Source organism: Bordetella genomosp. 13 (assembly GCF_002119665.1).
GTDB lineage: Bacteria > Pseudomonadota > Gammaproteobacteria > Burkholderiales > Burkholderiaceae_B > Bordetella.
Map to the genome: position 1 here is coordinate 1570035 of NZ_CP021111.1, position 20779 is coordinate 1590813.

Here is a 20779-nt window from a genome sequence, read left to right on the forward strand (position 1 = left end):
TTCGATGCAGGATCTGGAAACGCTGGCCGGCCGCGTGGTGCTGGTGACGGGTGGAGCAAGCGGCCTGGGTACGGCGCTGTGCACGATGCTGGCGGAAGAGGGCGCCAGCGTCGCGGTCGCGGACCTCAATGCCCAGCGCGCGGAGCAGGTGGCCGGCCAACTGGCCGAGAACGGCGGCAACGCCATTCCGATCGTCATGGACGTGGGCAGGGCGGATGAGGTGCGCGCCGGCCTGGAGCGCACGGCCGAACGCTTCGGCCGCCTGGACGCCGTGATCAACAGCGCGGCCGTGGACGTCACCGCCTCGATCGACGAACTGGAGATCGACGACTGGGAGCGCGTGCTGCGCACGAATCTCACCGGCCCGTTCCTGTTGGCGAAGCTGGCGCGCAATGTCCTGTCGCCCGGCGGCCACATCGTGAACATCGCATCGACGGCGTCGCGCCGTGCGTGGCCGAATGCCAGCGCCTACCACGCCAGCAAGTGGGGCCTGCTGGGCCTGTCGCACGCGCTGCATGCTGAACTGCGCTCGGCCGGGTTGAAGGTGAGCGCGGTGATCGCCGGCGGCATGCGCACGCCGTTCCTGCTGGACCGGTTCCCCGACATCGACGTGCAGAATCTGCAGGACCCCAGGCACGTCGCGCGCGCTGTGCGCTTCGTGCTGACCCAGCCCGCCGAAACGGTGGTGCCCGAGGTCATGGTGCTGCCCATGCGGGAAACGTCATGGCCCTGACGCCGGCGGTATTCATGGACAAGGACGGTACGCTGCTGGTGGACGAGCCCTACAACGTCGACCCGGCGCGCATGGCATTCGCCCCCGGCGCGTATGCGGGACTGTGCGCCCTGGGCGCCATGGGCGTGCCGTTGATCGTGGTCAGCAACCAGCCGGGCGTGGCGCTGGGCTGTTTTCCCGAGGCCGCGCTGCACGGCGTGCAGGAGCGGCTGGCCGAGATGTTCCGCGCCGCGGGCGCGGAGCTCGCCGGCTTCTACTACTGCCCGCACTTGCCTGCGGCGCGCGGCGCGAAGCCTGGATGCCCGTGCCGCAAGCCCGGCTGCGGCATGCTGCTGCGCGCGGCGCGCGATCACGACGTCGATCTCCAGCGGTCCTGGATGATCGGCGACATCCTCGACGACGTGGAGGCCGGCAATCGCGCGGGCTGCCGCTCCGTGCTGCTGGACGTGGGCAACGAGACCGAATGGCTCGATGGTCCGCACCGCGAGCCGCACCATCGCTTGCCCGACTTCGCGGCCGCGGCGCGCGTCGTGATGGCCGGACTGTCTTCCACTTGCCTGGAGGTGGCATGAGACTGGCCGCGCGCTCCAAGGACGAATACCAGGACGGGAAACGGGAAGGCCCGGCAGTGGACGCCTGGCGCGAGGCCCGGCGCATCCTGTGCGTGCGGCTGGACGGCATGGGCGACGTGCTGATGAGCACGCCCGCCATGCGGGCGTTGAAGCAGTCGGCGCCGGGCCGCTCGCTGGCCTTGCTGACCTCGTCCGCCGGCGCGGCGCTGCAGCCCTTCCTGCCAGAGGTCGACACCGTGCTGCGCCACGATTGCGGGTGGGTGCGCAACGATACGCGCGGCAACGCGGCCGACCTCGACGCGATCGCGCGCATCCGGGCGTGGCGCCCCGACGCCGCGGTGATCTTCACCGTCTACAGCCAGAGTCCGCTGCCCGCCGCGATGCTCTGCCACCTGGCCGGCGTGCCCCGCGTGCTGGCGCATTGCCGCGAGAACCCTTATCGGCTGATCAGCGACTGGCAGCGCGAGACGGACACCGATGCGTCGATGCGCCATGAAGTGCGCAGGCAGCTGGACCTGGTGGCGGCCGTGGGGGCCGTAGCCAGCGACGAGTCGCTGTCGTTTCGCGTGCGTGACGAAGACCGCGAGTCGCTGCGCGCCAAGGTGCGCGCCCACGGCGTGGCCGACGAGGAGGACTGGATCGCGATTCATGGCGGCGCGACTGCGCCGTCGAGGCGCTATCCCAGCGCGCTGCTGGCACAGGCCATCGACAGCCTGCGCGGCGAGGGCCGCCGCCTGTTGCTGCTCGGCAGTCCCGAGGATGGCGGACTCGCTCCGGAGCTAGCGCGTCGGCGCGTGCACCTGCCGGGCCTGGTGGACCTGTCCGGGCAGTTGACGCTGGGGGAGTTGGGCGCCGCCATCGAACGGGCGGCCGTGCTGGTCTGCAACAACAGCGGCCCGGCCCATATCGCCGCGGCGCTGCACACGCCGGTGGTGGATCTGTATGCGCTGACCAACCCGCAGCACACGCCATGGAACACCGCGCACCGCGTGCTGTATCGGGACGTGCCGTGCCGCAATTGCTACCGCAGCACGTGTCCGGAAGGGCATCACGCCTGCCTGGCCGGCGTGCCGCCCCGGCAGGTGGCGGACGCGGCGCGCGAGCTGCTGGCCATGCCGACCGCGACACACGGCGCGACAGCGCATATGTAAGGGAGACTCGCATGTACACGCTAGGAATCAATGCCGCCTTCCACGATTGCGCTGCCGCCCTGGTGCGAGATGGCGAGGTGCTGGCCGCCGCAGAGGAAGAACGCTTCACCCGCATCAAGCACGGCAAGCGGCCAGTGCCGTTCACGACCTGGCAGTTGCCTTACCACGCCATCGACTACTGCCTGCGGGAGGAGGGGCTGGTGCTGCGCGACGTGGACCGCATCGTCTACGCGTTCGATCCCAGACTGCTCGATGTGCCGGGCGCCCGGGATGGCGTCATCACGCTGCCGCTGGAGCCGTCCGGCGCGCGGCGTCCCGAGCACGAAGGCTCGCCGTGGGATCCGTTGTTCCTGTCCTATATCGTGAATGCGCCGCGGCAGCTGCTGGACGGCGCACCCCATCATCTGCGCGCCCGCTTCTCCGGACTGACGCTGGATCACATCCTGCAACGCTGGCAGTACGTCGAGCACCATCTGGCGCACGAGGCCAGCGCGTTCCTGGCCAGTCCGTTCGACGACACGGCGGTCCTGACCATGGACGGCCGCGGCGAGGCCGCGACCACGAGCTACGGGCATTTCTCGGGCGGGCGCTACGAACGGATCAAGCAGATCAGCCTGCCGCACTCGCTGGGCTTGCTGTACGAAGAGGTGACCGACTACCTCGGATTCCTGCGCTCCTCGGATGAGTACAAGGTGATGGCGCTCGCCTCGTTCGGCGAGCCCGTGCATCGCGGCGCGTTCCGCGAAATCGTGCGGTTGGACGAAGAGGGCGGCTACACGCTGGCGCCGGCGCGCCTGGTGGAGCGCTTCGGGCCGGCGCGCGAGCGCGGCGCGCCGTTCGAGAAACGGCATCAGGAGATCGCCCGGTCGCTGCAGTTCGTGCTGGAGGAAACCGTGCTGCACATGACGCAATGGCTGCACCGCAAGACCGGCGCGAAGAACCTCTGCATGGCGGGCGGTGTCGCGCTGAACTGTGTGATGAATGCCCGCGTGGCCAGGGACGGGCCCTTCGACGACGTGTGGGTGCAGCCGGCCGCCGGCGACGCCGGCACGGCCCTGGGCGCGGCGCTGTATGCCGACTACATGCGCGACGGCGAGGGCGGGCAGGGCCGTGGCCGACGCTGGCACATGCACCACGCGTATCTCGGCCCCGCCTATGACGACGACACGATCGAGGCCTTCCTGCGCAGTTCGCGCGTGCCGTATCGCAGACTGGACAACGTGGCGCAGGCCGCGGCCGAGCTGCTGGCGCAGGACAAGATCCTGGGCTGGTTCCAGGGGCGCATGGAGTTCGGCCCGCGGGCGCTGGGCGCGCGCTCCATCCTGGCTTCGCCGATCAATGCCGACATGCAGTCCCGGCTGAACGCGCTGAAGGACCGGGAGGACTTCCGGCCGGTCGCCCCCGCGGTGATGGAAGAACGCGCCCACGAATGGTTCGACGCCAGGGGCAAGCCGGGCATCTGCGCGCCGTACATGCTGTTCGTGTTCGACGTGCTGCCGGAGCGCGCGGCGCGCATACCCGCCGTGCGCCACACCGACGGCACGGCGCGCGTGCAGACCGTGCGCCGCGACCAGAACGAGCGCTACTACGACACGCTGGCCGCCTTCGAGCGCCTGACCGGGGTGCCGGTGCTGGTGAATACCTCGTTCAACACCCGCGGCGAGCCGGTGGTCTGCACCCCACGCGATGCGCTCGAGTCCTTCTGGACCTCGCCGCTGGACGCATTGGTGATCGGTTCTTTCCTGGTGGAGAAACCCGTATGAGTCTGGCCACCTCGCTGGGCGCGGCCTTCGTCGAGTTCCCCGTATCCGTCGTCGTGCCGACCTACCGGCGTCCGGACATGCTGGCCAGGTGCCTGGAGGCCCTGCTGACGCAGGATTTCACGGGCGCCTATGAGATCGTCGTCTGCGACGACGAGCCCGGCGCGCGCACCGAAGCGCTGGTGGCCAGCCTGGCGGGCCGCTGCCGCAAGGGCGGCCCGACCCTGCGCTATCTGGCCATCTCCGCCACGCAAGGCCCGGCCGCGGCGCGCAATCAGGGCTGGCAGGCGGCGCGCGGCGAGATCATCGCCTTTACCGACGACGATACCGAGCCCGCGCCGGACTGGCTGACGCAAGGCGTGCATGCCCTGAAGCCGGGCGTGCATGCCGTGGCCGGCCGCATCGAGATGCCGCTGCCTCAGCGGCCCACCGATTACGAGCGCGATGCCAGCGGGCTCTCCCGCGCCGAGTTCGCCACGGCGAACTGCTTCGTGCGGCGCGCGGCCCTGCAGGCCGTGGGCGGATTCGATACCCGCTTCGAGATGGCTTGGCGCGAGGATTCCGACCTGCATTTCTCGCTGCTCGAGCATGGCTTCGTGGTGGAGAACGCGCCCGACGCCGTGGTGGTGCATCCCATCCGGCCGGCGCCCTTCGGCGTGGGCCTGCGCATGCAGCGCAAGGTGATGTACGACACGCTGCTCTATGCGAAGCACCCGCGCCTGTACCGCGCCCGGGTGCGCCAGGGGCCGCCCTGGTTCTATCTGTCGGTGACGGGCGCGCTGGTGGTGTGCCTGGCCGCCGCGGCGGCGGGCGCGTGGTGGGTGGCGGCGGTGGCGGGCGTGATCTGGCTCGCGTTGACCGCGAGCTTCTTCGCGCGGCGTCTGGAGGGGCTGTCGCGCGCGCCGTCCCACGTTGCCGAACTGGCGCTGACGTCCGTGGCGATTCCTCCTTTGTCCATCGGCTGGCGCATCGTCGGCATGTTTCGCTACGGCAGGAGGTTTCCATGACGGGCGCGATGGCCGATGCCGGGCTGCCGAAGGCCGCACCTGTCCGCGTCGCGGGGCGTGCGCCAGCGGCAAAGCCGCCGGTGCGCCGCATCGCGGTGTTCAGGGCGCTGCAGCTGGGCGACATGCTGTGCGCCGTTCCCGCGCTGCGCGCGCTGAGGAACGCCTGGCCGCACGCCGAGATCACGCTGATCGGGCTGGGCGACGGCGGCGATTTCCGGCGCCGCTTCAGCCGCTACATCGATGACTGGATGCGCTTCCCGGGGTTGGACGCCTTTCCCGAGCAGCGCGCCGACGAAGCCGCACTGCCGGCCTTTTATGAGCACGCGCGCGCGCGGCGCTTCGATCTGGCGCTGCAGATGCATGGCAGCGGGCAGCTGTCCAACGGCGTGGTGCGCAGGCTGGGCGCGCGGCAATGGATAGGCTTCATGCCGGCTGGCGGCATTCCCGAGGAGGGCGCGCGTGTCGCGTGGCCCGACGAGCTTCCGGAGCCTTTGCGGTACCTGAAGCTGGTGGAGGCCCTGGGCGTGCCGGCAGACGACCCGGCGCTCGAACTACCCCTGACCGGGGACGACTACGCGGAGTCGCGCGCGCTGTGCCGCGAGCACCGGCTGGCGCCGGCCCGCACCGTGCTGGTCCATCCCGGCGCGCGCCTGCGTTCGCGCCGCTGGCCGGTGGAGCGGTTCGGCGCCGTGGCGGCGGCACTGGCGAACGAGGGATGGCAGGTGGCCGTGACGGGCACGCGCGACGAGGCCGACATCGTGCGCACTACCATTGCCGCCTCGGGTATCGACGCCGTCGACCTGTGCAGCCGCACATCGTTGGGCGGGCTGGCCGCGCTGGCGGCGCAATGCAGGCTGGTGGTCTGCAACGACACGGGCATGTCGCACGTATGTGCGGCCGTGGGCGCGCCCAGCGTGGTGGTGGCCTCGGGCAGCGACGTGCGGCGATGGGCGCCGCTGGATGCGGACCGCCACAACGTGCTGTGGAAGGCTGTGCCATGCAGGCCGTGCGCCTATGAGGACTGCCCCATCGGCCATCCCTGCGCGCTGGGGGTGGAAGTGGATCAGGTGCTGGCAGCGGCGCGGCGGCGGCTGGGCGAGGAGGGCGCATGAGCGCTTCATCCCCGGCATTGCGGACTTCCGGCAGACGCCTGCGCGTGCTGACCTGGCACGTGCACGGCAACTACCTGTACGCGCTGACGCAGGCGCCGCACGATTTCTACGTGCCGGTGCGCGAGGACGGCCGTCCCGGCTACGGCGCGCCGGGTCCGCGCATACCGTGGGGCGCCAACGTACACCCCGTACCCGCCGAGCACGTGCGCGAACTGCAGCTGGACTGCGTGGTGTACCAGTCTAGGCAGAACCTGCGCGACGCATGGTCGCTGCTGACCCCGGCGCAGCAGGGCCTGCCGTGCGCGTACATCGAGCACAATCCGCCCGAGCCGCATCCTACCGACACCGTCCACCCGTTCTGCCATCCGCGCGGAGTCCTGGTCCACGTTACGCATCACAACGCGCAGATGTGGGACCGTTCGGGCGTGCCGGTGCGCGTCATCGAGCATGGCGTGCTGCCTCCCCCCGACGTGCGGTATCGCGGCGAACTGGACCGCGGCATCGCGGTGGTGAACCATCTGGCGCGCCGCGGCCGCCGGCTGGGCGCGGACCTGTATGCGCAGATGGCGGCCGAGGTGCCGCTGGACCTGATCGGCATGGAGTCCGAGGCCTGCGGCGGCCTTGGCGAGGTGGCCAATATGGAGGTGGCGGCCTTCATGGCGCGCTACCGCTTCTATTTCAGCCCTATCCGCTACGGCAGCCTGAGCCTGTCGTTGGTGGAGGCCATGTTGTGCGGCATACCGGTCATCGGCTTTGCGACGACCGAACTGCCCTCGGTGATTTCCAGCGGCGTCAATGGCTACGTCGACAGCAGTCCGAAGCGCCTCGCCGATGCGGCCCGCATGCTGATCGAGCAGCCCGAAGTCGCGCGCAGCTGGGGCGTGGAGGCCCGCCGTACGGCCTTGCAGCGCTTTTCCATCGAACGATTCTCGGCCGACTGGTGCGAGCTGTTCGATGATCTGACGGGAGACGGACGATGAGTCGACAGAATGGGCGGGACCGCAGGCGCGTGCTGGTGACCGGCGGAGCGGGATTCCTGGGATCGCACCTGTGCGAGCGCCTGCTGGACGAGGGCCACGAGGTGCTGTGCCTGGACAATCTGCAGACCGGCGCGCTGCGCAACGTGCGCGGACTGATGGGCAGGCCGGGCTTCACGCTGCTGCGCCAGGACGTGACCGACGGCATGGCGCTGCAGGTGGATCGCATCTACAACCTGGCCTGCCCGGCGTCGCCCGTTCACTACCAGGCCGACGCGATCGGCACCACGCGCACTTGTGTGCTGGGCGCGATGCAGGTGCTGGAACTGGCCCAGCGCACCGGCGCCCGCGTGCTGCAGGCCTCCACCAGCGAGGTGTACGGCGATCCGCTGGAACATCCGCAGCGCGAGACCTACCACGGCAACGTCAATCCGATCGGGCCGCGTGCCTGCTACGACGAGGGCAAGCGCTGCGCGGAGACCCTGTTCACGCTGTACCAGCGCGCGGGAGTCTCGGTGCGCATCGCCCGCATCTTCAATACCTATGGCCCGCGCATGGCGCCCAACGACGGCCGGGTCGTGTCCAACTTCATCGTGCAGGCGCTGCAGGGCGAGCCGTTGACCATCTATGGCGACGGGCGCCAGACGCGGTCGTTCTGTTATGTGGACGACCTGATCGACGGGCTGGTGCGCCTGATGGAAAGTCCGCACGAGGACGCCGGACCGGTCAACCTGGGTAATCCGCACGAGATGACCATGCTGGAGATCGCCGAGCGCATCAGCGACGCGGTGGGCAAGCCGCCCCAACTGGTGTTCCGCCCGCTGCCCGGAGACGACCCCACGCGCCGGCGGCCCGACATCGCGCTGGCGCGCCGCCTGCTGCAGTGGCAGCCGCGCGTCGACCCCGCCGAAGGCTTGACGCGCACCGTGCGCTACTTCGCGGAAGAACTGGGGCGCGGACGCTATGGATTGGCCGCACCCCATGCCGGCGCGGTGCGCGGATGATGCGCAAGTCGTGCCGGACGGCGGCCCGTGGCGAGCCGCCGCGCAATGCCAGGTCAGGCCGGGTCCCCTCCATTGCGGACCGGGTCCGGCCGGCTGTGGGACACGCCGGCCTCTTCCTCGTCGACGATGTCGTCCGGCGCGATGTCCGCCGGGCGTCCGCCGTGGCGCCGGTTCACGCTTTCGCGTTCGCCCGTGCCCTGGGCGTCGCTGTCGCTATCCATGTCCGGGGGAAGGTCGCTGGCCGAATCGGAAGAATCGCTGGGGCCGACGTTGGGGCGGACGGCGCCGTAGCGCAGCGACGAGAGATCGGGTTCCAGGAAGGGATTCATGGCTGCTCCTTAGTCTTTGCATGTCGCCGGCTCTGCCGGCGCAATCCCTGGCAGCAAGCCGCATGCCCGATGCCTGTCTTGTTGCCGGTCCCGCCCATCGCCGCCTGACGAATTCACGCCATGGACCATACCGCCCGCCTGTTGGTGATCTCTCCGCATTACGACGATGCCGTGCTGGGTTGCGGCGATCTGCTGGCGGCCACGCCCGGCGCCACGGTGCTTACGGTGTGTTCCGGCGTGCCGCCCGCGGACGCGCCGCTGCCGCAGTGGGACCGCGAATGCGGATACCGCCGGCCGCACGAGGCCATGCTGGCGCGCGAGCGCGAAGACAGTCTGGCCCTCGCGGCGCTGAACGCCCATGCCTTGCGCCTGGGCGTGCTGGACAGCCAGTATGGCGGCCCGCTGGACGTCGCCGAGTTGCGGCATCTGCTGGCAGGCGCCTTGGCGCAACTGAGGCCGCGCCAGGTCTACATCCCCCTGGGCCTGTTCCACGACGACCACATCCGGATCTCCGATGCGCTGCTCGATCTGTATGCCGGCCAGCAGGACGGCGCGGCGTGGCACGCCTATGAGGAAGCGCTGTATCGCTGCAAGCCGGGCCTGCTGCAGAAGCGACTGGCCCGGCTGCTCGACAGCGGGGTGCAGGCCACGCCACAACCGGGCCCGCCTGGCGCGGGCGAGCGCAAGGCCGAGGCCGTGCGCGCCTACGCCAGCCAGTTGCGGCCGCTGGGCCTGGCCGACGGCGGGGGCGATCCGGCGCGGCCCGAGCGCTATTGGCTGCTGGAACGCCTGCCGCGCGCCGACGGAGCCCGGTCGTGATGCCTGAGCAACCCGGGCCGATCCGGCCCGCCGCGCCGCGGGTCTCCATCGTCGTGCTCACGTACAACCGCTGCGCCGAGGTCCTGCGCACGCTAGAGCGCCTGCGCGCCCGCTATCCGGCTCATCCCCTCATCGTCGTGGACAACGCCAGCACGGACGGCACCGCGGACGCGGTGGCCCGGCGCTTCCCCGACGTGCAGGTGCTGCGCGCCCCGGTCAACGAGGGCGCCGCCGGCCGCAATCGCGGCTGTCTTGCGGCGCGCACGCCCTACGTGGCGTTCTGCGACGACGACACGTGCTGGGAAGCCGGCGCCCTGGAGCGCGCGGAGCAGGCCTTCGACGCATGGCCCGAGCTGGGACTGGTCAGCGGGCGGGTCCGCGTCGGAGAAGCTGGACGCGTCGATCCCACCTGCGAACTGATGGCGGCCAGCCCGCTGCCTGGGCTGCCGGGCGTGGGTCCGGGCCTGGTCGGTTTCATGGCGGGCGCGTGCGTAGTGCGGCGCGAGGCGTTCCGGCAGGCCGGCGGCTACTGGCCGCCGCTGTTCATCGGCGGCGAAGAGGGCCTGCTGGCGCTGGACCTGCTGCGTTCCGGCTGGCGCATCGTCTACGCCGCGGACGTCGTTACCTGGCATTGGCCGTCGGCCCTGCGCGACGCGCCCAGGCGCCGCAGCCTGCTGGCGCGCAACGCGGTGTGGCTGGCTTGGATGCGTTTGCCCGCGGGCGCGGCGTGGCAGCGCACGCGCGAGGTGCTGTCCGCTCATTCGGGCCGGGCCAGGCTGATATTGCTGGCGCAGATACTGCCCGGCCTGCCGCGGGCACTCGTCCGGCGCAGTGTGGTGCCGCCCACCGTGCTGGAGCAGCTGGCCGCGGTAGCCCAAGCGTAGCCGCGGGCGCCTTGCGCGGCTACGCCGTCGTGGGCGGCGGTTCGGCGTCCGCGTGCATCGCGTGATAGTGCGCGATGCGCGACAGGGCGTACAGCGCACTGGCGCGGCGCACCGCCGCGCGGTTGCCCGGAAAACGCCGCGTCTCGGTATGCAGCACCTGCCTGGCTTGCTCGCCATCGCCGCCCAGCTTGAACAGCCATGCGTAGCATTGAGTCCCGGGCTCCACGCCGGTGCCGCCGCTGTCGGCGACTCCCGTGTTGGACACGACGACGTTGGCCCGGCTGTGCCGCGCGGCGCCTTCCGCCATGGCGCGCGCCACCGGTTCGCTCGTCAGATTGTTCTGCTCCAGCACGTCGTCGGGCACGTCCAGGCAACGTTTCTTGGCTTCCACCGAATAGGTCGTGAAGGCGCAGTCCAGCAGTTGCCCCGCGCCGGGGATGTCGGCCAGCAGGCTGGCGATCATGCCGGCCGTACACGACTCGGCCGTGGCCAGCATCAGGTCGTGCTCGCGGAGATACCCCGCCAATGCCTGGAGGTCTTCCAGTTCGACGGACGTCAATGTGTTTTCAGCTTTCATGGCCACCCACCCGTGCGCCGATCACCATCTCGGTGATCCAGCCATTGAGAATCGAGGTATAGGCCTGCTGCGCGGTCTTGTCGGTCAGGCCATGATCGGCTCCGTCCAGCCGCCGATGAGTCATGGAGCGCGCGGCCATGAAGGCGTTGCGGTAGCTCATGATCGTGGCATGCGGGATGAAGTCGTCGTGTTCGGCCTCCACGACGAGCACGTCGCCGCGAAAGGCCTCGCAGGCGCTCAGCGCCCGGTTGTCGGAAGGCAGGACAGGCCCCTGCCGGAAAGCCTGCAGCCTGCCGCGGTCGAATCCCGCCTTGGGCAGGCCCCAGGTGTCGTCCTGGTACAGCGCCGGCACGTGCAGCGCCAGCCAGCGCACCGGCCGCATGGCGGTCAGGATGGCGGCCAGATAGCCGCCGTAGCTGCTGCCCACCACGGCGATTGCGGAGGGGTCCACCTCCGGATAGGCGACCAGCCGCTCGTAGGCCTGCAGCACATCCTTCAGATTGTCTTCCGGCGAAACCTCTTTCTGCTGCGCCTCGGTCGCGCCGTGCCCACGCAGGTCGAACGTCAGGCACACGCAGCCCAGCCCCGCCACGCCGCGGGCGCGCTTCAGGTCGAAGCGCTGGCTGCCGCCCCAGCCGTGCACGAAAAGCACGCCGGGGATCTTCGCGGCCGGTGCCAGCAGGGTGCCGTCGAGTTCCTGGTTGTCGACGGGGATGCGGATCTCTTCACTCTGCGCCGCCATACTCGGTAATCCTCCCGGATTTGGAAATGAAGCCCACGGCGCTGTCGCGGCCATGGAAGACGAGGGCCTCGTCGGGCGGGCAGGGATGCTCGGAGCCATAGCGTTCGCACGTCTGCGCCGTGACGCTGCGCAGGGCGGGATCGCTCTTGAAGGCCTCGAGCGCCGCGATCTCGGCGATGCTGGCGCCGCCGGCGCGCCACGATTGCTCCAGCACGCCCATGCGGCGGACGTTGTCTGCGTGGCTGCCCAGTGCCACGTCGTAGTTGCGGCGCGACGCCAGCAGGCCGGGGTAGTGCCGCTGGACGCAGGCGTCGTAATGCCGGGCCAGCCGCACCGCCTCCCGTTCGTCGTCCGACAGCTTCGCGGCCAGCAGATCGTCGTAGCCGCCGCGCACCACCCTCAGCGTCGAGCCGCCGTACACCGACGCGCCGCCGTTGTCCCTGGTCAGTTCCTGCGTGCCCACGTAGGCGGCCTGCAGCCCGGGAATCCTCACCGTCCCGACGCTGTAGGTCCGCACCTCGCCTTCCAGGTTCGATTCGAGCACCAGGCCGTGCGCGCGCACGTCGGCCGCGTCGTAGCCCGCCAGCGCGGCGCGCAGCTGCGCCGCATTGCGGACCACGGTCTGCCCGCGGCCCGCCGTGGCCTCGGGCAGCTTCAGCCGTATCGCCCCGTCGCGCAGCAGCGCCACGCCGGCGGCCTCCGCGTCCTGCAGCGAAAATGCGGTGTATCCCGGCAGCACGGCCTCGCCCAGTTCGCTCCCCAGGCTGTCCGCCCACCCCTTGGGGCGAGCGGAGTGGGCCCCGTATACGCCGTGCGAGATCGCCTTGGTCGCGACATAGGCATGCGGCACCACGCCGCCGTAAAGCTGGTGGTCCGCCGTGATGCCGAGGGCCTCCGCCTGGCCGCCGCCTACCAGCGTCAGCGCCGGCACGTAGTAAATGCGCCGGCCGGCCAGCCTGGCGGCGTCGTAATCGGCGTAGTCCGCATCCAGCAAAGCGGCCAGGCGGCGCGCCAGGGCGCAGTGGCTTGCGATCTCGTGCTCGGAGGCGGTGGGACGCCGCGGATGGGCCACGGCGACGTGGACCGCGTCGCGCTCGTTCAAGGAAATGGTTGTTGTCATGCTCGCCTGCCGTAGTAGTGAACCGATATGCGCCGCGCCCGTTCGGCCGCTACGTCGAACGGCTGCGCTGGAGCGCGCGCACACCGCGCCTGGCCTCCAGCATCAGGTACGCCGTGCCGCCCAGGCAGAGCGGCAGCAGGGCGTACAGGGCGCGGTACACGAGGGCGGCGCCAAGCACCTGCACGGACGGCACCTGGCCCGCCAGCGCGCCCACGAAGATCGCCTCGGTCGTGCCCAGCCCGCCGGGGATGCGCACGATGATGGTCGCCATGCTGGTGCACAGCAAGACGCCCAGCACCACGGGATACGGAATCCGCTGCTGCAGCAGCACGTACATGATGGCGCCCATCGTGCCCCAGGACACGATGGACATTGCGCATTGGGCCAGGGCCAGTCGCCCGGAGGGCAGGGCGATGCGGTGGCCGCGTACGGTCCAGCTGCGGCGGCGCGAGCGCCAGCACACCGCGACGTACGCCACGCCGGCCATCAGCATCAGCACGCCGACCAGACGCAGCGCCATCCCGCCGATGTGCCAGGACTGGGGAATCGGGGTGACGCCGCTGGCGAACACCGCCCCGGCGATCCAGCAGTACCCGACCCAGTTCGTCGTCACGCTGAATCCGGTCAGGCGCAGGATGGCCGACCGCCTCAGGCCCAGCAGGTGGGCATACAGCCGCAGCCGCACCGCCAGGCCGCCGATCAGCACGCCCAGGTTCAGGTTCAGCGCATAACTGATGGTCGCGATGCCCAGCACGCGCCCCGCCGGCAGCCGCTGCGCGATGTAGCGGCGCGCCAGCAGGTCGAAGCTGCCATATGCCACGTAGCCGACCACCACCAGGCCGGCGGCCACCAGCAGCGTCCCGGACGGGATCGAGCGCACCGCCTGCATCACCGCGCGCCAGTCCACGTTGCGCGCGAGGTTGAACACCACGACGATGGCGAAGACCGCCACCAGCCAGATGAAGACCTTGAACACCTTGGACCAGCGGCGTTTGCGCCGGTCCTCGCGTCCCTTCCTGGGGGATGCGTCGGCGCGGCCTTCTCCTGGGTGGATGGTATCTTTCATGGCGTCGGCCGTGGTCATGTAGTGGACTCGTTATGTTGCGGCAGGGCCTCGATCACGGCGGCGTCCACCGATTGCAGCTTCGGCTTGTGCGCCGGCAGCGCGCCCGCCCAGGCCGGGAAGCGCCGCAGGAAGTGGAAGACGAACACGCCGACCCACAGCCGGCGCAGGTTCCGTGCCGGCCTGGACGACCGCGGGGCCAGCTGGCAGTGCTGCTGCAGCAGATGGTCCAGGCGCTCGCGCAGGGCGGCATTCAGCCCGGTGTCGCATGCGAACACATTGGCTTCCAGGTTCAGCGCGAGGCTGAACGGATCCAGATTGCTCGAGCCCACCGTGACCCAGCTGTCGTCGATGCATGCCACCTTGCCGTGCAGCGGGCGGGTGCAGTATTCGTGGATCTCCACGCCGCCGTCGGTCAGGTAGTCGTACAGCATGCTGGCCGCCATCTTGGCCACCGGCATGTCAGGCTCGCCCTGCAGGATCAAGCGCACGCGCACGCCTCGCCGCGCGGCCTGCTTCAGTTCCCGCAGCAGGCCGTAGCCGGGGAAGAAGTAGGCGTTGGCGATCAGGATGTCGCGCCGCGCCGCGCGGATCGCGGCGCGGTAATGGCGTTCGATGTCGTCCCGATGCCGGTCGTTGTCGCGCACCACCAGGGCCGCCGTGCCTTCCTTGACGCGGCAGCGGCCCACCGGCGGCACGTGGCGCCGGCCCGACGGCCAGCGCGTCGGCGTGGCCAGCGCGGCGCGCGCATAGCGCGCAATGTCCGAGGCCAGCTTGCCGCGGATCTCCACGGCATAGTCCTGCTTGGCCTGCGGCCCCGAGTCCAGCAGGTGGTCCACCGAGAAGTTGATGCCGCCGATGAAGGCCAGCGTGTCGTCGATGGCCACGATCTTGCGATGCAGCCGCCGGAACAGATTCGTGCGCACGCCCATCAGCCGCGGCTTGGGATCGAACAGGTGGAAACGGACGCCGCTGTCGACCAGGCCCTGCAGGAACTCGGCGGAAAGGCCGTCGCTGCCGTAGCCGTCGACGGTCACGTCCACCGAGACGCCGCGCCGCGCGGCGGCGATCAACGCTTCGCGCAGCGCGTTGCCCACCTCATCCTCGAACAGGATGAAGGTCTCGATCAGTACTTCCTCGCGCGCCTGGCCGATGGCCTCGATCACGCGCGGGAAATAGGCTTCGCCGTTCTCCAGCAGGTTGAACGACGTATCCGTACGCCATTGGGGATTCATGCCGACACCTCCGCTGCGATGGGTACATGATCGGACAGCCGCGACCAGGGCTGCGCCGCCAGGGGCACCGGCTTGCAGTGCCTGACGTTCTTCACGTAGATGCGGTCCAGCCGCAGCAGCGGCCAGCGGGCAGGGAAGGTGCGGGCCGGCCGCGCGTGGTTTCCGTGATGGATCTCGCGGGCGCCGCAGCGGCGCAGGACCTCGTCGGCGCGCAGGCGCCAGTCATTGAAGTCGCCCGCCAGGATCACGGGTTCGTCCGGCGGCAGGTGTGTCGACATGAACTCGCACAGCCTGCCCAGCTGTTTCTGGCGATGCGATTCCAGCAGCCCCAGGTGCACGCACAACAGGTGCAGGTCTGGCCCGTCCGGCTGGGGCCGGACCACGCAATGCAGCAGCCCGCGCGCCTCGTGGCGGCCCACGCTGATGTCGTGGTTCTCGAACGAGACGATGGGGAACTTGGACAGCACGGCGTTGCCGTGATGGCCGTCGGGATACACCGCGTTGCGGCCGTAGGCGTGCGCGGTCCAGATGGTGTCGGCCAGGAACTCGTAGTGCGAGGTCTTGGGCCATTCCGTCAGCCGCATGGCGTGCTGCTGATGCTCGCCGGTGACCTCCTGGAGAAAGACGATGTCGGCGCCGACCTGCCTGATGGCTTCGCGTAGTTCGGGCAGCATGAAACGGCGATTGAAGAAGGTGAAACCCTTGTGGATGTTGACGGTCAACACCCGCAACCTCTGCGGGGAGTCGGCGAGGGGTTCCGGCGGGATGTGTTGTTCTGGCATGAGCGCTCCGCGACCTGACTGGGGAATGGCTCAGCAAGTTGTGTGCCTGACTCTTCGTCATAGGCGAACGACCCCCGTCGCGGATCTCGTCGGGAGACGCCCGAGCAGGGTAGTTATTACAGTCTCGTCCCACCGTGCGCCGCGGGCGGGGCATGCGCGCAGCGCAAGCCTAGGGCTCGATCACCGGCCCGGATTCCTCGGCGGCGCCCGAGCCGACATTGCGCTCCAGCGCCTTCAGCAGTTCGCCCAATGCGGCGATCTGCTCGTCGCTCAGTCCATCGAGCATGCCGACCAGGAAGAGGGATCGGCGCGGCAGGGTTTCTTCGACCACCGAACGCCCGCCCGCGGTCAGCGTCGCGTTGGTCAGGCGGTTGTCGGCGACGTCGGTGGAGCGCCTGACCCAGCCCTGTTTCTCCATTGCCTGCAGCTGGCGCGTCAGCGAGGCGGGATCGAGCCGGCAGCGTTCGGCCAGGGCTTTCTGCGAGGTGATGCCCATTTCGTGCAGGGCATACAGAATGCGCCAACGCGGCACCGGATGGCCGACCCGGTCGCTGAAGGCGTTCTGGATCACGCGGTATGTCTGGCCCAGTTGCTGGACCACCATGGCGCCTTGGTCTGCGGTCGGCATCGCGTTCCCCTTGGCTGCGGGCTCTCGCGGGCCCGCGTGGGTCAGTTTGTATGTTGCGCGCGTATGGCCGGGATCACAAGAATTGTTTGTAGATCGGGCCGCCATCGCCACGCCGACGCCGTCGCCGTCTCCGCCGGGCATCGGCTACTATCGCGCATCGGCCGGCGGACGCCATGCGCCCGCCGGCTCCCGCCTGTCCGTCGCCTCAGATTCCCATGCCCAACACACGCAACCAGGAAGAAACCTTCGTCGTCGCCGCCGTCTGGACATTGACCGCCTTGATCTTCGTCGTCGATCTGATGGCGCTGACAGGCCTGACGGTATGGGTGTTCTATGTGATCGCACAACTGCTGTGCGTCAAGCAGCGCAGTCGAAACCTGCCCGTGATGGTGGCGATCGTGCAGGCCGGCCTGATGGTGGCCGGTTTCTTTCCGCTGTCCGATGTCCTTCTGGAGCTGCGCGCCGTCAACCGCTGCATCGGCATGATCGCCGTGGTCAGCACGGCCTACCTTGCGCACCAGGTGATCACGGCGCGCGAGCGGACCGACCGGCTGCTGTGGCTGCAGCGCGGCCAGGCCGACCTGGCCGCCAGCATGCTGGGCGAGATGGATCTGGCGGGCATCGGGCGCAATATGCTGCAGGTGCTAAGCCGATACGTCGGCGCTCAGATGGCCGCGCTGTACACCAACGAACCGGGCCGCATGGCCTTCGTGTCGGGCTATGCGTTCGATGCCGCCAACAGCGACGCCGCCACGCTGGGGCTGGCGCGCGAGGTGGCGCGGGACGGCAAGCCGCTCGTGGTGCACGATGTGCCGACGGAGCACGCGCGCGTCAATACGGGTCTCGTCAGCGCCCCGCCCCGCAAGCTGGTGATCTCGCCGATCACTGCCGAGGGCCGTATCGTGGGCGTGGTCGAGCTGGGCTTCACCAGCCCCGATGCCGACATGGAGCGGATCACCGAATTGCTGGGCCTGCTGGCGGAAGACATGGGCCAGGCGCTGAGCGCGGCCATGTATCGCCAGCGCCTGAAGGACGCGCTGGAAGAGACCGAGCGCCAGCGCGAGACGCTGCAGACGCAGCAAGAGGAACTGCGGGCGTCCAACGAGGAACTCGAGGAGCAGAGCCGCGCGCTGCGCGATTCGCAGTCGCGCCTGGAAAACCAGCAGACCGAACTCGAGCAGACCAATGTGCGGCTGGAAGAGCAGGCCAGCCGCCTCGAGCGCCAGAAGCAAGACCTGCTGCGCGCCCAGCGCACGCTCGAATCGAACGCCGACGAACTGGCGCGCGCCAACCGGTACAAGTCCGAATTCCTGGCGAACATGTCGCACGAGCTGCGCACGCCGCTGAACAGTTCGCTGATCCTGGCCCAGATCCTGTCCGGCCCGGGCTCGGACGCTCTCAGCACCGACGAGGTGCGCCGCTACGCCCAGACCATCCACGCGTCCAACCAGGACCTGCTGACGCTGATCAACGACATCCTCGATCTGTCCAAGATCGAGGCGGGCCACGTGGACATCGTGGCCGAGCCCGTCTCGGTGGCCAGCGTGCTGCGTCCGCTGCGCGCGGTCTTCGAGCCGGTGGCGCGCGATCGCGGCGTGGCGCTGAACGTCGAGGTCGATGCCGACGCGCCCGCGGCCTTCACCACCGACTCCAACCGCCTGCAGCAGGTGCTGAAGAATCTGCTGTCCAATGCCTTCAAGTTCACCGAGCGCGGCAGCGTCACGCTGCGCGTGCTGGGCGCGGGCGCGGAACGGCTGGCCTTCCAGGTGCAGGACACTGGCATCGGCATCCCGCGCGAACAGCAGGACATCATTTTCGAGGCCTTCCGCCAGGCCGACGGCACCACCAGCCGCAAGTACGGCGGCACTGGCCTGGGCCTGTCCATCTCTCGCGAGCTGGCCCGACTGCTGGGCGGCGAGATCCGCGTCAGCAGCGAGCCGGGCAAGGGCAGCACCTTCACGCTCGAGGTCGCCACCGAACTCGAGACCGGCACCTACGCGCGCGGTGACGACCCCATCGGCGAGACCGCCGCCGCGCCCGCGGCCAAGGCGGCCGCGGAGGCCGAGATGGCGGCCATCGCCGCGGCCAGCGCCGCCGCGCACCGTCCGGCCTTTGCCGGCGCCACGGGCGCCGGCTCGCCGCCGGCGCCGGGCAAGCCCGCCATCCCCTTGCCGCGCCGCCTGGACGACGACCGCGAGCGCCGCCAGCGCGCCCGCCTGGTGCTGGTCATCGAGGACGACGAACGCTTTGCCGCGGTGCTGTACGAGGTCGCGCACGAACTCGATTTCGACTGCATCCATGCCGTCACCGGCGAAGAAGCCCTGGCGCTGGCGCGCAGCCAGCAGCCCAGCGGCATCCTGCTGGACGTCAACCTGCCCGATCAGTCCGGCCTGAGCGTGCTGGAACGCCTGAAGCGCGATCCGGCCACCCGGCACATTCCCGTGCACATGATCTCGGTGCACGATCATCTGCAGACCGCGCTCGAACTGGGCGCGGTGGGCTACGCGCTCAAGCCGGTGGCCCGCGAGTCGCTGCTGGAAGCCTTCTCGAAGGTCGAGGAACGCCTGCAGCAGCGCGTGCGGCGCGTGCTGGTGGTCGAGGACGACGCCGTGCTGCGCGAGAGCATCGGGCTGATGCTCAAGGCGGGCGACGTCGAGATCACCACGACCGGCACGGTGGCCGGGGCGCTGGAACACCTGGCGGCCGGCCCCTACGACTGCATGGTGATGGACCTGATGCTGCCCGACGCCTCGGGCTACGACCTGCTCGAACAGATGGCCAGCGGCGAGAAATACACGTTCCCGCCCGTCATCGTCTACACGGGCCGCGCGCTGACGCGCGACGAAGAGCAGCGCCTGCGCCGCTACTCGCGCTCCATCATCATCAAGGGCGCCAAGTCGCCCGAGCGCCTGCTGGACGAAGTGTCGCTGTTCCTGCACCGCATCGAAGCGGCGCTGCCGCAGGACCAGCAGCGGCTGCTTGCCCAGGCGCGCCAGCGCGACGCCGTGTTCGAAGGCCGCCGCATCCTGCTGGCCGAGGACGACGTGCGCAACGTGTATGCGCTTTCCAGCATCTTCGAGCCGCTGGGCGCCACGCTGGTGGTGGCGCGCGACGGGCGCCAGGCCCTGGATCGTCTGGCGGGTCAGCACGACATCGACCTGGTGCTGATGGACCTGATGATGCCCGAGATGGACGGGTTGACCGCCATGCGCGAGATCCGCCGGCAGCCCGCGTACGCGCGCCTGCCCATCATCGCGCTGACCGCCAAGGCGATGGCCGACGACCGCCGCAGCTGCCTCGAGGCAGGCGCGAACGACTACATCGCCAAACCCATCGACGTCGAGAAACTGGTATCGCTGTGCCGAGTATGGATGCCGAAATAGAACCGGGGCGCGACGCCGCTCCGCAGGAGGGCCGCGCGGCCCTGACGCTGCCCGAGATCGAACTGAACCTGCTGCTGGAAGGTATTTTCCAGCGCTACCAGCACGACTTCCGCGATTATTCGCAGGCGTCGATGCTGCGCCGCGTGCAGAGCGCGATGGAGCATTTCGGCTGCGCCACCGTGTCGCAGCTGCAGGACCGCATCCTGCACGAGCCGGCCGTGTTCGCCCAGTCGCTGCAGTATCTCACCGTGCAGGTCAGCGAGATGTTCCGCGACCCCGCGTATTTCCTGGTGCTGCGCACGCAGGTGCTGCCGGTGCTGCGCACATACCCTTCCATCAAAATCTGGGTGGCGGGCTGCAGCAGCGGCGAAGAAGTCTGGTCGCTGGCCATCCTGCTGCACGAGGAAGGCATGCTGGACCGCGCCGTGATATACGCCACCGACATCAATACCGAGGCGCTGAAGGCCGCGCAGGCGGGCATCTATCCGGTGGACCGCGTGCGGCAGTTCAACCGCAACTATGTGCTGGCGGGCGGTTGCCACGATCTGTCCGACTATTACACCGCGGACGACCAGTACGTGCGTTTCGACCCCGCGCTGCGCAGGCAGATCGTGTTCGCCGACCACAGCCTGGCCACCGACAGCGTGTTCTCGGAAGTGCACCTGGTGTCCTGCCGCAATGTGCTGATCTATTTCAACCGCGAGTTGCAGGACCGCGCGACGGGCCTGTTCGTGGAGGCGCTGGTGCACCGCGGATTCCTGGGCCTGGGCAGCAAGGAAAGCCTCCGTTTCACGGCGCATGCGGACCGTTTCGACGAGTTCCATGCGGCCGAGAAGGTGTACCAGCGCATTTGAACAGCCGAAATACGGTATCGTCCCCTTTTCACATCCATCTTGACGGG

At 69.5% G+C, this 20779-nt stretch carries 20 protein-coding genes; 12 read left to right on the top strand and 8 right to left on the bottom strand.

What is annotated here, in order from left to right; translation table 11 throughout:
* Positions 1-4: 4 nt before the first annotated feature.
* Genes CAL15_RS06945 through CAL15_RS06980 form a run of 8 tightly spaced genes read left to right on the top strand, consistent with a single transcriptional unit; the run spans position 5 to position 8316 of the window.
* Positions 5-733 (top strand): SDR family oxidoreductase, encoded by a 729-nt coding sequence (locus CAL15_RS06945; RefSeq protein ID WP_086077909.1) that lies wholly within the window; start codon positions 5-7, stop codon positions 731-733.
* Positions 724-1305 carry a D-glycero-alpha-D-manno-heptose-1,7-bisphosphate 7-phosphatase gene (locus CAL15_RS06950; RefSeq protein ID WP_086077910.1) on the top strand — a complete coding sequence of 194 codons (582 nt, stop codon included), beginning with the start codon at positions 724-726 and terminating at the stop codon, positions 1303-1305. The genes CAL15_RS06945 and CAL15_RS06950 overlap by 10 nt, the downstream gene beginning before the upstream one ends.
* On the top strand, positions 1302-2456 hold the full coding sequence (locus CAL15_RS06955) for a glycosyltransferase family 9 protein (RefSeq protein ID WP_086077911.1): 1155 nt from the start codon (positions 1302-1304) through the stop codon (positions 2454-2456). Before CAL15_RS06950 ends, CAL15_RS06955 begins: the two co-directional genes overlap by 4 nt.
* Before the next feature lie 11 nt (positions 2457-2467).
* Complete coding sequence (locus tag CAL15_RS06960; protein ID WP_086077912.1) at positions 2468-4219, top strand: carbamoyltransferase family protein; 1752 nt, start codon at positions 2468-2470, stop codon at positions 4217-4219.
* Entirely contained in the window at positions 4216-5223 is a 1008-nt protein-coding gene (locus CAL15_RS06965; RefSeq protein WP_086077913.1) for a glycosyltransferase family 2 protein, read from the top strand. The genes CAL15_RS06960 and CAL15_RS06965 overlap by 4 nt, the downstream gene beginning before the upstream one ends.
* A complete protein-coding gene (locus CAL15_RS06970) occupies positions 5220-6335 on the top strand; it encodes a glycosyltransferase family 9 protein (protein WP_232468146.1) in 1116 nt (371 codons plus the stop codon). The genes CAL15_RS06965 and CAL15_RS06970 overlap by 4 nt, the downstream gene beginning before the upstream one ends.
* Positions 6332-7315 (top strand): glycosyltransferase, encoded by a 984-nt coding sequence (locus tag CAL15_RS06975; protein WP_086077914.1) that lies wholly within the window; start codon positions 6332-6334, stop codon positions 7313-7315. Before CAL15_RS06970 ends, CAL15_RS06975 begins: the two co-directional genes overlap by 4 nt.
* Positions 7312-8316 carry a UDP-glucuronic acid decarboxylase family protein gene (locus CAL15_RS06980; RefSeq protein ID WP_086077915.1) on the top strand — a complete coding sequence of 335 codons (1005 nt, stop codon included), beginning with the start codon at positions 7312-7314 and terminating at the stop codon, positions 8314-8316. The genes CAL15_RS06975 and CAL15_RS06980 overlap by 4 nt, the downstream gene beginning before the upstream one ends.
* A 53-nt stretch (positions 8317-8369) precedes the next feature.
* On the opposite strand, the gene CAL15_RS06985 is transcribed toward CAL15_RS06980, so the two are convergent.
* The gene (locus CAL15_RS06985) at positions 8370-8645 is read right to left on the bottom strand and encodes a hypothetical protein (protein WP_086077916.1); all 276 of its coding nucleotides are present in this window, start codon (positions 8643-8645) and stop codon (positions 8370-8372) included.
* 120 nt (positions 8646-8765) lie between these two features.
* On the opposite strand from CAL15_RS06985, the gene CAL15_RS06990 reads away from it, so the two are divergent.
* Positions 8766-9464 carry a PIG-L deacetylase family protein gene (locus CAL15_RS06990; RefSeq protein ID WP_086077917.1) on the top strand — a complete coding sequence of 233 codons (699 nt, stop codon included), beginning with the start codon at positions 8766-8768 and terminating at the stop codon, positions 9462-9464.
* Positions 9464-10348, top strand: a complete 885-nt coding sequence (locus tag CAL15_RS06995; RefSeq protein ID WP_232468147.1) for a glycosyltransferase family 2 protein — start codon at positions 9464-9466, stop codon at positions 10346-10348. The genes CAL15_RS06990 and CAL15_RS06995 overlap by 1 nt, the downstream gene beginning before the upstream one ends.
* A gap of 19 nt (positions 10349-10367) precedes the next feature.
* Here the strand turns inward: CAL15_RS06995 and CAL15_RS07000 are convergent, their stop codons facing one another.
* The 7 genes from CAL15_RS07000 to CAL15_RS07030 all read right to left on the bottom strand — a co-directional run bounded on the left by CAL15_RS07000 (position 10368) and on the right by CAL15_RS07030 (position 16495).
* Positions 10368-10925 carry a CinA family protein gene (locus CAL15_RS07000; protein WP_232468148.1) on the bottom strand — a complete coding sequence of 186 codons (558 nt, stop codon included), beginning with the start codon at positions 10923-10925 and terminating at the stop codon, positions 10368-10370.
* On the bottom strand, positions 10915-11667 hold the full coding sequence (locus CAL15_RS07005; protein WP_086077918.1) for an alpha/beta hydrolase family protein: 753 nt from the start codon (positions 11665-11667) through the stop codon (positions 10915-10917). The genes CAL15_RS07000 and CAL15_RS07005 overlap by 11 nt, the downstream gene beginning before the upstream one ends.
* On the bottom strand, positions 11651-12787 hold the full coding sequence (locus CAL15_RS07010) for a DUF3182 family protein (protein WP_086077919.1): 1137 nt from the start codon (positions 12785-12787) through the stop codon (positions 11651-11653). The genes CAL15_RS07005 and CAL15_RS07010 overlap by 17 nt, the downstream gene beginning before the upstream one ends.
* 49 nt (positions 12788-12836) lie before the next feature.
* Positions 12837-13871: a lysylphosphatidylglycerol synthase domain-containing protein gene (locus CAL15_RS07015; protein WP_086077920.1), complete on the bottom strand. Its 1035-nt coding sequence runs from the start codon at positions 13869-13871 to the stop codon at positions 12837-12839.
* A complete protein-coding gene (gene clsB / locus CAL15_RS07020; protein ID WP_086077921.1) occupies positions 13868-15085 on the bottom strand; it encodes a cardiolipin synthase ClsB in 1218 nt (405 codons plus the stop codon). The genes CAL15_RS07015 and clsB overlap by 4 nt, the downstream gene beginning before the upstream one ends.
* Positions 15082-15852 (bottom strand): endonuclease/exonuclease/phosphatase family protein, encoded by a 771-nt coding sequence (locus CAL15_RS07025; RefSeq protein WP_198299240.1) that lies wholly within the window; start codon positions 15850-15852, stop codon positions 15082-15084. Before CAL15_RS07025 ends, clsB begins: the two co-directional genes overlap by 4 nt.
* Positions 15853-16036: 184 nt before the next feature.
* Positions 16037-16495 (bottom strand): MarR family winged helix-turn-helix transcriptional regulator, encoded by a 459-nt coding sequence (locus CAL15_RS07030; RefSeq protein WP_086077923.1) that lies wholly within the window; start codon positions 16493-16495, stop codon positions 16037-16039.
* 215 nt (positions 16496-16710) lie between these two features.
* Here CAL15_RS07030 and CAL15_RS07035 point away from each other — a divergent pair, with 215 nt between their 5' ends.
* Positions 16711-19878 (top strand): response regulator, encoded by a 3168-nt coding sequence (locus CAL15_RS07035; protein WP_086077924.1) that lies wholly within the window; start codon positions 16711-16713, stop codon positions 19876-19878.
* Positions 19863-20732, top strand: a complete 870-nt coding sequence (locus CAL15_RS07040) for a CheR family methyltransferase (RefSeq protein ID WP_086077925.1) — start codon at positions 19863-19865, stop codon at positions 20730-20732. The genes CAL15_RS07035 and CAL15_RS07040 overlap by 16 nt, the downstream gene beginning before the upstream one ends.
* Positions 20733-20779: the final 47 nt, after the last annotated feature.